Annotated in this window: 9 protein-coding genes; all 9 read right to left on the bottom strand. The window is 40.5% G+C overall.

Annotated elements, in window-relative coordinates; genetic code table 11:
- Window positions 1-110: 110 nt before the first annotated feature.
- The gene (locus MHI23_RS08335) at window positions 111-1,403 is read right to left on the bottom strand and encodes a pitrilysin family protein (protein WP_125586759.1); all 1,293 of its coding nucleotides are present in this window, start codon (window positions 1,401-1,403) and stop codon (window positions 111-113) included.
- Window positions 1,400-2,680 carry a pitrilysin family protein gene (locus tag MHI23_RS08330; RefSeq protein ID WP_024427017.1) on the bottom strand — a complete coding sequence of 427 codons (1,281 nt, stop codon included), beginning with the start codon at window positions 2,678-2,680 and terminating at the stop codon, window positions 1,400-1,402. The genes MHI23_RS08335 and MHI23_RS08330 overlap by 4 nt, the downstream gene beginning before the upstream one ends.
- A gap of 145 nt (window positions 2,681-2,825) precedes the next feature.
- Entirely contained in the window at window positions 2,826-5,942 is a 3,117-nt protein-coding gene (locus MHI23_RS08325; RefSeq protein ID WP_125586761.1) for an MMPL family transporter, read from the bottom strand.
- Window positions 5,943-6,253: 311 nt separating this feature from the next.
- On the bottom strand, window positions 6,254-7,486 hold the full coding sequence (locus MHI23_RS08320; RefSeq protein ID WP_169510834.1) for an MFS transporter: 1,233 nt from the start codon (window positions 7,484-7,486) through the stop codon (window positions 6,254-6,256).
- 99 nt (window positions 7,487-7,585) lie between these two features.
- Window positions 7,586-8,311, bottom strand: a complete 726-nt coding sequence (locus MHI23_RS08315; protein WP_048239805.1) for a GntR family transcriptional regulator — start codon at window positions 8,309-8,311, stop codon at window positions 7,586-7,588.
- A gap of 164 nt (window positions 8,312-8,475) precedes the next feature.
- Window positions 8,476-10,848 (bottom strand): DNA translocase FtsK, encoded by a 2,373-nt coding sequence (locus MHI23_RS08310; protein WP_342492431.1) that lies wholly within the window; start codon window positions 10,846-10,848, stop codon window positions 8,476-8,478.
- Window positions 10,849-10,958: 110 nt separating this feature from the next.
- A complete protein-coding gene (locus MHI23_RS08305; RefSeq protein WP_008344712.1) occupies window positions 10,959-11,195 on the bottom strand; it encodes a YlzJ-like family protein in 237 nt (78 codons plus the stop codon).
- Entirely contained in the window at window positions 11,192-11,920 is a 729-nt protein-coding gene (locus MHI23_RS08300; RefSeq protein WP_024424124.1) for a ClpP family protease, read from the bottom strand. The genes MHI23_RS08305 and MHI23_RS08300 overlap by 4 nt, the downstream gene beginning before the upstream one ends.
- A gap of 120 nt (window positions 11,921-12,040) precedes the next feature.
- Window positions 12,041-13,708, bottom strand: a complete 1,668-nt coding sequence (gene rnjB / locus MHI23_RS08295) for a ribonuclease J2 (RefSeq protein WP_012010007.1) — start codon at window positions 13,706-13,708, stop codon at window positions 12,041-12,043.
- Window positions 13,709-13,768 lie beyond the last annotated feature (60 nt).

The raw sequence follows: 13,768 nt of genomic DNA, 5'->3' as shown, positions 1-13,768 counted from the left end.
TTTAACTAATGACCAAAACAATTGTCAATCAATATCCTCGTAAATATAGCGGCTTTTTCAATGAACATAAAAAAGACAAACTCTGCCGATATGAGTTTGTCTTTTTAAATTTATTTTGTTTTTGGGACGACTTTGAAAACAGACATCCGTTCTTCATCAATTTCTTCTTCTAAAATTTGCTGAATATCAGCTAATTGAATTTGTTCCAGCATTGTGACGACATCAAATAAGCTCATGTCTAAGAATGCATATCGAGTAAATTGGTTCGCAATATATTCTGGAGAATTCATGGCTTTTAAAAAGCTGCCGATTTTTTTCTTGCGCGCGAGTTCAATTTTCTCTTCTGTCATGAGGCTTTTTGCTTGAAGAAGGGTTTCTTTTAATACCTTTGCGAGTTGATCAGGATCATTTGTATCCCCGCCAACTGAAGTGAAGCCAAAGCCGCCCTCTTCTGTATAATCGTAGCTGAATGTTTCATCAATTAAGCCTTTTTCATACATCTGTTCATATTGTAAGGAGCTTTTGCCAAACAGCGTCTCTAAAATGAGGTTCATCCCAAGCTCATGCTTTAGCAGCTGATTTCCTTTTTTATGCGGGTTCTTTGTTTTCAAACCGAACATACATTTAGAGCCTTGTACGTTCATTGGAAGTTCGTATTCTTTCCGGTACACACCTTCTGGCTCATTGATGTCTTTTCGTTTGATCTCCGGCTGGTCTGTAAATGGCTTTTTCGCCTGATTCGCTCTGACTTGATCTAAAATTTGCTTCGGATCAACAGGCCCGACGACGAATAGAAGCATATTGCTCGGGTGATAGAACGTTTCATAACATTCATACAAATGATCTTTTGTAATAGGGGCAATGCTCTCTACTGTTCCAGCAATATCTATTCTCACAGGATGCTCTTGATATAAATTTTCAATCAGACCAAAGAATAAACGCCAGTCCGGATTGTCATCATACATGTTAATTTCTTGACCAATGATGCCCTTTTCTTTTTCGACTGTTTTTTCAGTAAAATAAGGCTCTTGAACAAAATCAATGAGTGTCTCAAGGTTTTGTTCGACATTTGAGGTGCTTGAAAATAAATAAGCCGTTCTCGTAAACGTTGTAAAAGCGTTTGCGGATGCTCCCTGTTTACTAAAAGTATGAAACACGTCTCCATCTTCTTTTTCAAACAGCTTATGCTCTAAGAAATGGGCAATTCCGTCAGGCACTCGAATCATGTCTTCTTTTCCAAGCGGCACAAATTCGTTATCGACAGAGCCATATTTTGTTGTAAAGGTCGCATAGGTTTTGTTAAACCCTTGCTTTGGCAGCACATAGACGTCAAGTCCGCTTTCCATTTTTTCGTGATAGACCGTTTCTTGCAGCTGATCGAATTGAATTGTTTTCACTGTCATGAAGCACCCTCCGTTCCTTTAAGAAAATAGGTCGTATCCCATTCGATTTTCTGACCCACTTTGATGATGTCCTCTTTTGTCACTCGGTCTAATGCTTCTAAAAAGGAATCAAGGGTTTCCCCAGTTGGAACAACGGCATGCTGATACAAATATTCTGCTGTTCCATAAGACGTATCGATCGTTTCAAGCAGCTGGTTTTTGACGACTGCTTTTGTTTGATCAATTGCTTCATCTGAAAAATCACCTTTTTGCATCGCTTCAAATTGTTCTTTGATGATGTCTACTGCCTGCTGGTAGTTGCCGACTTCAATTCCTGACATGACCATCATCAAGCCTTTAAAGCTCTCAAGTCTAGACACAGCATAGTACGCAAGACTTGCCTTTTCACGAACATTGATGAATAGCTTAGAATGCGAGAAACCGCCGAATATGCCATTAAACAAATGCAGGGCTGGATAATCTTTATCTGCAATTGTTGTATGTGTACGAAAGCCGATATTCAGCTTGCCTTGTTTCACGTCCTCTTCATCAATGACTTCTTTTGGTTCATTTTGAGGCCTTGCTGATTCAGCCTGCTGTTTGACTGGTTCTCTTTCACTTGTTTTAAAGTATTGGGAGACCATGCGGCTGATGTCTTGTTCGTCAACATCTCCGACAACATAAAGATCAAGCTGGTTTGATTGAAGCGCATGCTCATAAGCTTCAAAGAGCGAGTGAGGTGTGATTGCGTCGATGTCTTCCATTTCACCATTGACGTGCAGCGCATATGGTTCACCTTTACACATTTCCTGCACGAGTCTTAAGTTCGAATAACGCATTTTGTCATCATAAACTGCCTGAATTCGCTGTTTTAATGTGCGTTTTTCTTGGTCTACATATAATTGACTAAACACTCCTTCTTCAACATACGGGTTGAATAATAGGTCAGATAGTAAGGCAATCCCTTTTTCTAGTAAAGGGGTTTGATCCTTTAAATATTTTTCATTCGCCATTTCTAGGCGAAAGGTAATGATGTGATTCTCACCTTTTTTCGCCATGTCAGCGGAAACGGTTGCGCCATAGAGCTCATCAAAATAGGCACGCAGTGCGCCTGTTTTCGGCATCTTTTCTGTTCCTCTTAACAGCACATGCGGGAAAAGAGAACGCATGGTGACGTCATCTTTGGATAGCGGTGCAAGCATTTTAAAAAGGATTGTCACGGTTTTAAATTTTTCTGTTTTGACAATATGAGTATGAAGACCCGGTGTGTCCAGTGTCTTCTCTTGTAAGTACGTCATGAGAAACCTCCTTTGTTCATCCTATTTATTATGTATTAGAACATAGCTGATATATACGTGAAACAGCCATTTAATAGACATTATATCAATCAGAGGAAAGGATAGGAAATAAAAACGCCTCTGCTCAGAGCAGAGACGCCAGTCGTTATTTCATTCTAAACGGCCACCAATTCCATTTACCAAAAATACGAACCATGACCGGAATAAAGAGGGGCAATACAACAAAAGCATATAATAAAAGTCCAATGAGTACGACTGTTGCAATTTCAACAAGCGATAATACTCCTGATGGCAGCATAGCAGCGAACGTACCTGCTAAAATGGCCACTGCAGAAATAATAACAGAACCCATATTTCTCATCGCTGATATCATCGATGCTTGTACATGCTCTCCCTTCCATTCATTAAAACGATCCATGAGGAAGATGGAATAATCGATCCCGAGCGTCACAAGAATGACAAAGCTGAAAAATGGAACAGCCCAGCTGACACCATCGTAGCCAAAAAATGTTTTAAAGATCCATTCTGTTAACCCGATTGATGTAAAATACGTTAAAATCAGTGAAAGTGTTAAGTATATCGGCATGACGATTGACCGTAATAAAATAATTAAAATAATAAAAATACCAATTAACATGAAGATAACAGTTCGAATAAAGTCACCGTCAGACGTTTCTTTTAAGTCCACATTTAAGCTTGAGATACCAGATACACCGTATTTGGCATTTTTGAGTCCACTTACAGGTAAATATTGATCAAGGGTTTCCTCAATTTTCGCGACACCTTTCATCGCTTCATTACTGTATGGATTCACATTTAAGATGACTTCAAAAGTCGTTAATTTACGATCTGGAGACATATACGTATGAAAGATTTGCTTAAATTCTTGGCGTTTCAGCACTTCTTCTGGAATAAACCAGCCCGTTATTTCTTCATCTGGCGCTTGCTGAAGCTGCTTTAAGTAGCCGTCAGCCTCGGTGAAGCCGCTTTTGACCTGCTCAAGCCCTTCAATACTTTCACCTAATCCATCTGTTAACAACGTAAGTTTTGATGAAAGCTGGCTAAATCCTTTTTTGATGGCTTTTTGGCCGTCTGTCAGCTGATCTGCTCCATCTTCGATTTTAGGCATTTCTTTAATCAATTGTTTTTGGCCCTCATTTGTTTGGTCAAGGCCGTCATAAATTTGATCAAGCCCATCCATGAGCGCTTGCACTTGGCGTTTTACTTCTTTTTGCTTGCTTGATAAGGTTTGAATCACTTGATCTGCCTGCTTGATCTTTTGCTTAAAGTGAGCGGCTTCCTCTTCATATACACTCATTTGATCCCCTGCTTGATCAAGCATTCCTTTTGTTTCTTTGAATACCTTCTTGATTTCTTTATATTCATCCATGTCTTTTACTTCTGGAAGACGATTTTCTAGTGCTTCAAATGATAGATTTTCATAGGATGCCCTTACTTTCTTAATGGTTGTCATCAGCTGCTGATTCGATTTCGCATGGCGTTCAAGTGTATTCACCACTCGCTCTAGCTCTTGAATCATCGTTTCGCTGCTGCGATATTCTTGCTCTAATTCTTTTTTCGCTTTTTTGATTTTACTTCGAATGGTGCCGACGCCTTCCTTACTGCGTCTCACCCCATCTTCTAAAGAGATTAAGGATTCCCTGACTTCTCCGATACCGCTTTTGATTGCTTTTGTTCCATCAATCAGCTGGTCAATGCCTTGAGCGGATTCTTCAATTTTTGGTTTTTGTTTGAGAAGAGCGAGATTTGTTTCGGTCAAGCCATCTGAAATTTTCCCGATTCCTTCATGGCCTTTGCCAAGTTCTCCTCCCAGCTCTTTCGCTTGAGAGGTGACATAAAGCTGGCTCAGCCCGTCCCCAACAGGCCGCGTGACACTGCGGACTGTTTTGACTTCGTCAATGTCATTTAATTTACGAGTCAGTTTTTCAATCATGACAATCTTTTCTTGATTATCCAGCTTATGATCATTTTCGACAAGCACATTCAGCGGCAGCGCTTCACCAAAGCCAAATTGCTCTGATATCGTATTAAATGCTGACACCGACTCATACTTATTCCCAATTTCATTTAAACTGTTATAAGATAGGGTGCCGTCGTACATCAGAATAGGAGGTACCGTAATAAGAGCGACTAACCCTAAGCTGATCAGCGGTCTTTTAAATGAAAAACGCCCAGCCCATTCCCACATTTTACTTTGCGGGTGCCGAATGTTTTCTCTTTTAGATGGCCAGAATAGAGATTTTCCGAAAACAGACATAAAAAAGGGAACGATGGTGACAAGGGCAATCAGCAGAATGCCTACTCCAACGGCAACACTAACGGCTGATTGATACAATTGGAATTTAGCAAATCCAATACTTGAGAAGCCGACTAACACGGCTAAGCCGCTGAAAAATACCGTTTTCCCTGCACATTGATACGTGACGATAATCGACTCTTTGACATCACGGCCTTGACCGATCTCCTCTTTAAAACGGCTTAACAGCAGGATGCAATAATCCGTTCCGATACCGAACATAATGGCTACCATAAAAATCTGAGTAAAATTAGATAGAGGAAATTGTGTATATTCTACGAGAAAAGCCACAATACACCGGCTGACAGCGTAAGAAATGCCTATCGTAATGAGCGGAACAACAGGTGCCAATATCGATCTGAAAACAATAATTAAAATAAAGAAAATAAAAATCATCGTGATAAGTTCAGTTTTCTTCAGACCTTGTTGAGAGCTTTGAATGACATCTGAATCCACAAACTTTTGACCCGTTATTTCATATGAGACATGATAGGGCTTTAAAACTTCCTCAATTTGTTCTTTAATCTTCACAGCTTTTGTTTCGTAGTGGTCGAATTTGAATGGAACAAGAAGTGTACTTTTATCCTTTGATAAAAGTTGTTTTTGAATGTCCGGATCTACATGAAAATACGAAGTAATTCCGTCAATGTGGAGTTCTGGGGCATTTGACATGAGTGCAGCTAAAGCCTTTTTTAATTCCTGCTCTTTCGCAGGGAACAGATGTTGTTCGGAGAATACAAGCACACCTGTATCTTTCTTCCCGTTCTTATCTGACAGCTTATCCAATAGGTGAAGTGCCTCAGCTGTTGGTGTCCCCTCCGGAACCTTTAATTGCCCTTTTTCTCTTGTTAATTCCTCTAAATCGGGCGCAGTAATAAACAGAATCACAGCTGTTATCATCCACACCACTAATACAATCCATCTTGCTTTAATTATTTGCAACATAGCTGCTTCAAGCTCCTTCTACTTCTTCAATCAATTTGCTGTATTTGAGCGTGTCTGAAGTGCTGACTGCGTCTCCTTCAAATGGCAGGATGACCTATTCAATTGTCCTTTCGTGTTGAAGAAGCATATCTCCATCATCAGCACGCGAGCTCAATTTCTGCCTAAAGAAAGACAGAAAATGAATGTTTTTGAACACCTCCAATTTGGGATAATTTAAAAGATATTACTATACATTAGTTTAACTATCAAAATTTTACATGTCAATTTATAAAAAAGAAAAAAGATGGCAAAATACCATCTTTTTTCTATATTTAAACCGTTTTTAATTGTTCACTCTCATCCTCTTCATCTGGCTGGATGAAAAAGAGGACCAAAAATAGTGAAATGAGACTGCAAATGGTCGAGAGAATAAAGACTATGGAGTCCCCTTTATCCATTAGATAGGCAAAAATCGGAGGTCCTAAAGCAACACCGATAAAACGCATACTGCTATAAAATGACGTAATGGTACCGCACTGCTCTTTTTCAATTCCTTCTGTAATCAGCGCATCAAGTGCAGGCAGCACAATACCGATGCCCACTCCGCCAATGCTTAAACAGATAAACAATACGAAAAAGCTGTGATTCCACCATAAAAAAATATAAGAAAGTGATAACAAAGCCATCCCTACGATTAAAAAGATTCTCATTTTTCCTTTTTCTTTTCCAATCGTTTTTCCAGCAATGTAGGAACTGATTGATAGAAAAAGGAGCGGAATACTCAGCAGGAGTCCTTTTTTAACGCCTTTTATTTGATAAGCTGCCTCGAGGTTATCGGATAAGTAAAAAAGCACACCAAAAAGAAGAAACATAATAAAACCGCCAATAGCAAAAATGGCATAAAGCCAGCGTCCCTCATGCTTAAAAATGGTCTTTGTTGATTTTAAAAATTCTTTAAATGTAGGCGGATCCTCCTCTTTTTTCGCCGACTCTACCATGAACAGTACCATGAGAAAGCTGATGATCGAAAAGAACGGAATGAACCAAAACGGCACAAACCAAAACCATGAAGCAAGAAGTGCCCCAATAATAGGGCTTAGTACCTTACCTGCTGTATTAGAGGTTTCAATGGCGCCAAGTCCGGCACTGACCTCTTCATCATCATGAAACAAATCTCCAATAAACGGCATAACGACAGGTGCGGCTCCAGCTGAACCAATCCCTTGAAGGACCCTGCCAAACAAAATCCACATATACGGTTCTTTCATGATCGTTGAGGCGACTGCTGCCACAGCCCCTCCAAGTCCGGCGATTAAAAGACACGGCAGCAGTACCTTTTTTCGCCCAATCCGGTCTGATAAGTAACCAGCAATTGGAATACATAAGATGGCTACAACCGAATATACCGTAATAATGAGAGAGACTTGAAAGGAAGTAATCGAGAGTTTCTTTTCTATCTCTGGCAATACAGGTATTAACATCGAGTTCCCAAGTGTCATGATTAGAGGCACTGATGATAATGCAATGATATTCTTTTTACTGACTGTTTTCTCGCCCAACATCATTCACCCAATTCTATATACTGTTACGTATTAGTGTGGCAAGTTTGACGGGTTTTATGTATGGGCAAACAAAAAGCAGCCGCATATGGAAGCGACTGCTTATTAAAATCGTTTGCGTATAACATGAAAGCTGAATTTATCCGCTCGAAAATAATTGAGGGAGTATAAGACCGGCTGATCATCCTGATCATAGTGCATTTGTTTTAGTAATAATAACGCCGTTTCAGGGTCACAATCTAGAATTGGTGAGATCTGATCGTGGTAGCCAATTGGTTCGATGTCAGCAACTGCATATTTAATCCCGTTGTGCGGTTCTCTTCCAAACAGCTCAAAAAGAGACTCTTCTTCATGTGTAAAAGAAGCGGGAAGATGTTTGACTGGAATTTTATCTAAACAATAAACAACTGGCTGTCCATCTGCCGTTCGAACACGTTCCATTGAAAAAATCTCATCAGATTCATCACATTGAAAACGAATGATATCATTCTCTGTTGGCTCCCCTTCTTGCGAGGATAAAAAGATGGTACCAGGCGTCATATTGACTTGCTCAATCATTTTCGTGACACTTGTCAGCTGTTCTATGCCCGTCGAAAAAAGTGGTCTTGAATTGACGAAAGTTCCCACACCATGCCTTCTAATTAAATACTTCTCTTCTTCTAGTATACGAAGGGCTTCACGCAGTGTCGCTCTGCTCACACCTAAAAGCTTTGAGAGCTCAAACTCAGAAGGCAGCTTTTCTTTTTCGGTATATACACCTGTTTGAATATCTTCTTTAATACGGTCAATCACTTTCAAATATAAATGGCGATTGTCTGTTTTGGTCGACATGTTTTCCCTCCGTCTAATCAATGCAAATGATAAGATGAGAAATCTCTATTCCGAGATAAGTTGAACATAACTATATCATGTTTTTGCAAATAAATAAATAGTCTGACATCCAGTTAACATAATCATACTATTGTTTACTGTTTTTCAGGAAAGCTCTCTTCAATTTATGAAGAGAGCTCGTCATATTGTTCTTTTGAGAGAAGAACTTCTCTCGGTTTACTTCCTTCATACGGGCCTACAACGCCCCGCTCTTCCATTGCGTCAATGAGACGTGCCGCCCGGGTATAACCGATGCGAAATCTTCTTTGCAGCATAGAAACAGAAGCCGTCTGCATACCGATGATCAATTCTACTGCTTCATCATATAGATCATCTTCCACAGCCGCAAGCTGATCCTGCGTTTCTTCGCTCGGAATCATTTCCTCTTGGTATTGTGCTTTTTGCTGTGTGATCACGTGATCCACAACATGTTCCACTTCTTCATCTGATAAAAAGGCGCCTTGCACACGAACGGGCTTGTTTGCACCAACAGGTAAAAACAGCATGTCCCCTCTGCCCAGCAGCTTTTCTGCGCCTCCCATATCCAGGATCGTCCTTGAATCTGTTTGAGAGGATACGCTAAAGGCAATACGGGACGGGATGTTGGCTTTAATGACACCTGTAATGACATCGACAGAAGGTCTTTGTGTGGCGATAATCAAATGAATTCCCGCAGCACGAGCCATTTGAGAAAGTCTTGTAATGGAATCTTCCACATCAGAGGAAGCGACCATCATTAAATCTGCAAGCTCGTCTACAATGACAACAATATAAGGAAGCTCTGGCTGTTTAGCATCTTCTGTTTGATTCATCCGTTTAATGTAATCATTGTATCCTTCAATATTTCTTGTCCCCGTATGCGAAAACAATTCATAGCGGCGTTCCATTTCGCTGACTACTTTTTTAAGAGCCTGCGATGCTTTCTTAGGGTCTGTTACGACAGGAGCCAAAAGATGCGGAATGCCGTTATACACATTTAATTCAACCATTTTCGGATCAATCATCATCATTTTCACTTCATGAGGCTTCGCTCTCATGAGAATGCTTGTGATAATACCATTGATACACACACTTTTTCCGCTTCCAGTCGAACCTGCTACAAGCAAATGCGGCATTTTGTTCATTTCAGCAAGAACAGCTTCACCCGAGATATTACGGCCAAGTCCAATGAGGAGCTTAGCATTTGGACGGTCATTTTGCTTCGATTCTAATACCTCTTTTAATGAAACCATCGCAATTTCTGCATTCGGAACTTCGATGCCGATGGCTGATTTACCAGGAATCGGCGCCTCAATTCGAATGTCTTTTGCTGCAAGGGCAAGGGCTAAATCATCACTTAGATTGACGATTTTGCTGACCTTCACGCCGACATCTGGATATACTTCATATTTGGTCACAGCTGGACCTAAATGAACCTGTGTGACTTTTGCTTTCACACCAAAGCTTTGAAATGTTTTTTCAAGCTTTCTTGCATTTTCATAAATATTTTTCTTATCTGTTTGCTGACCTGAATGCTGAGGCTCTGCCAAAATATCAAGTGACGGCAATTCATAATCTTTGTTTTCAAGTTCTGTAAATGTCATCGGCGGCGCCTCTTTTGGTTCATCGGCTGTATCTGATTGAACTGGTGCACTTTGCACAGAGTCCTGAAGAGGCGCTGTCTCTTTTGCCGCCTGCTTGTTTTGAACCGGCGGGGTGAGAATGTCATCTCTGTCTGCAAAGCTTGAAATAATCGGCTGGCTATTATCAGAAGACGGCGTTTCCTCTTCGATCAAAATCAGATCATCCTCGTCTCCTTCTTGAATGCGTGAACGTTTTTTCTTTTCACCTGTTTTCTGAGAGGACGCGCTCTTTTTCGCCTGCCTGATTCCTTTCATATCTTCAACAAAGGCTTTCCACTGCTTCACCATAAATTGTGATACAGGAATCGTCACTTTTTTCACCATTTCCTGAAGGGATCGGTTTGTAATCAGGACAATTCCAATCAGCATCAGAACAATCGCCATGATTTGCGAGCCTGCTTGCGCAAATAAGAAATAAGAAGCAGCAAACAATACGGCGCCGATCATGCCGCCCCCTAAATCAGGCGATCCTGTTTCACCTTTCATATCCATCAAGAAAAGCTCAAATGTATTTCTAATCACACTTTGAGAGCCAATGACGCCAGCAGATGAAAGATGCTGAAAGAGCTTCACATGTGACAAAAGCAAGATACTCGCAATGATGCAGTAGAGACCTGCTTTTCTTCTTGTTAAAATATCTGGGATTTGTTTTTTCCAGAAAATCGTCACACCAAAAAGAAATAATCCGATAAGACAGAGAATGAACCATTCACCTGCAAAGAATCGGAATAGATGTACAAAGGTTTGTCCAACAACGCCCAGCTGTAAAATGGCAATGATCGCTATGGCAATACAGACTAACCCATTTAATTCATATTTCAGTTTTAGCTGTTTATTTTGTTTTTTTCTCGTTTTCCGTTTTCTCTTTTTAGCCATACTCATCACCTTACTACGAAAGAAAATATAACCTACCGAAAGATCAGAAAGAAAGCAGCCTGGTTTTGGCTGCATCTTGTTGTAAGTTTTCCCTTTATTATAGCATAGAATCATTCATATGAGTCGGTTTGATTGGTGCCTAAATGTAACTTCAATCGCTTGCCTGGTGCAAGCTCTTGATTGAGAAAATCCATAGGATTGGTGCTCATGACTTGAACGATTTCTGCTTCATCTTCTTTCATTTCAACCATCACTGGCACACCTTGAATGTTTACCTGCTGGAGTTTGCGTTCTCCCTGTTCCTCAGCGTAAATGGCTTCATATGGCATAGGCGTATATAAAATCATTGGATCAGCCCCTCGTTTTGAGATGCCCTGTCTCCGATAAGTTCGTTCAACTTTTTAATCGCTTGTCCTACACCGCCCACTTCATTCATGAGTCCGTATTCTGCTGCCTCATGACCAACGACATTTGTTCCGATGTCTCTCGTCAAATTGCCTTTTGAGAACATGAGCTCCTTAAACTTCTCTTCTGTAATGTTGGAGTGGCTTGTGACAAAATTAATGACTCTTTCCTGCATTTTATCTAAGTATTCAAAGGTTTGCGGAACACCAATCACAAGACCTGTTAAACGCACAGGATGAATGGTCATCGTAGCTGTTTCTGCAATATACGAATAGTCACACGATACAGCAATCGGGACACCTATCGAGTGGCCGCCGCCAAGCACAATCGAGACAGTTGGCTTTGATAAAGAAGCAAGCATTTCTGCAATCGCAAGTCCCGCTTCAACATCTCCCCCTACTGTATTTAAGATGATCAGAAGACCTTCTATTTTAGGGTTTTGTTCAACGGCTACGATTTGTGGAATGACATGTTCGTATTTGGTTGTTTTATTTTGCGGTGGAAGCTGCATATGGCCTTCAATTTGTCCAATAATGGTGAGGCAATGGATATTTGTATCTTGCGGCAGCTGCGGAACGGCTGTTTCACCAAGCTGCTGTATTTTGCTCATAATACTGTCTTTTTCTTCTGGCTTTCGCTCAGGCTGCTGTTCATTCTTTTCGTCCATTTGTCTCCATCCTTTCCTCAAACTCTTCTCCTATTATGAACAAATAGGGCATATTCCATCCGCATTCCTCATGCCACATCAAAAAAGCCCAAAGAGCTTATACTCTTTGGGCTTTTCTCATCACACTTCCATAATAATTGGAATGATCATCGGCTTACGTTTTGTTTTTTCATATAGGAATTGATTTAGCACATCGCGCATGGATTGTTTCAATGTTGACCATTCAACAATTGAGTTTTCCGTTTGCTCTTTGACAATCCCTTTGACCATTTCTGTTGCTTTCACAATCAGCTCTTCGGATTCTCTTACATAGACAAATCCTCTTGTGATGATTTCAGGTCCAGAAATTAATTGTTTCTTTTGTTTATCGAGCGTAATGACAACAATCAGGATGCCGTCTTGAGACAATAGACGTCTATCGCGTAACACGATGTTTCCGATATCACCAACACCAAGACCATCGATCAAAATGTTTCCTTGGTGAACTTTTTCACCGATTTTGACGTTCTGTCCTCTAAACTCAACAACATCGCCTTTATCAATCAAGAAAATGTCACTGCGTTTCATGCCTACTTCTTCAGCAATACGAGAATGTGCTTTTTGCATACGATATTCGCCATTCACCGGAATTAAATACTTCGGTTTTAGTAAGTTCAGCATTAGCTTTAACTCTTCTTGGCAGCCATGTCCAGATACATGTACACGTTTTTGCGCAAAAATGACTTGTGCTCCGCTTCTTGTAAGGAAATCCACTGTTTTAGAATATGTGAGTTCTTGTCCAGGAAGAGGTGTAGATGCAATCACAACTGTATCATCTTTTTCAATATGAAGCTGTTTGTGATTTTGCTTCGCCATTTTTGTTAAAGCAGCAAGCGGCTCTCCGTGGCTTCCAGCGGTCAGAATAACTACGTCGTTTTTCGCCATTTTCTTCACTTCTTGAACGGGTACAAATAATTCTTCGTCTGCTGTAACATAACCAAGCTTGATCGCCAGCTGAAGGGTTGTCATCATATTTTTCCCTGCAACGGCAAGCTTACGGCCATTTTGATTTGTTGCGTTAATGATTTGCTGCACGCGGTTAATATTAGATGAAGACACAGCAACAATCACACGATTTTCAGCATTGTACATCGCATTTGAGATTTCGTCTTGGACGAGCGCCTCAGAAGGTGTATAGCCTGGTTTTTCAGCATTTGCACTGTCTGAAAGTAGTGCTAAAACGCCGTTATTTCCAATTTTCGCAATCTCTCCGATGTCACAGGCTTGGTTAAGCGCTGGGGTTTGATCAAATTTAAAATCACCTGTGCATACGATTGAACCAAGAGAGGTTTTGAAGCTGATCCCAACTGAATCAGGAATGCTGTGATTCGTTCTAAAGAACGATACTTTTGTTGTTTCAAAAGTAATAACTGATTTTGCATGTACCTCACGCAAATCAGCTTTTTGATTGAAGCCATACTGCTTTAATTTTTCTCGAAGTAACGCAAGGGTCAGCTTCGTTCCGTAGACTGGTACAGACAATTTGCTCAAGCAATGGAATACGCCTCCGATTGCTTCATCATGTCCGTGGGTAAGAAAAATTGCTTTCACCCGATCAGCACGCTCTGTTAAATAAGAGATATCAGGAATGACGACGTCAATGCCCAGCATTTCATTTTCTGGATGCATTAAACCTGCATCTACTACATATATGTCCGAATCAATCTCAATGACATATAGGTTTTTTCCGATTTCTCCAACGCCTCCGAGTGCAATAATTCTTACGTTCTCTGTATTTTTCTTTTTCAAAATTCTTATCCTCCTAGTCTCAAGCCCGTCCATCATCGCTTAATGCTATTATAACTGAAT

The organism is Bacillus sp. FSL M7-0003 (assembly GCF_038628485.1).
GTDB lineage: Bacteria > Bacillota > Bacilli > Bacillales > Bacillaceae > Bacillus > Bacillus safensis.
The sequence above is the reverse complement of the archived record's forward strand: the minus strand, read 5'-3'. Positions and strand labels throughout refer to the sequence as shown.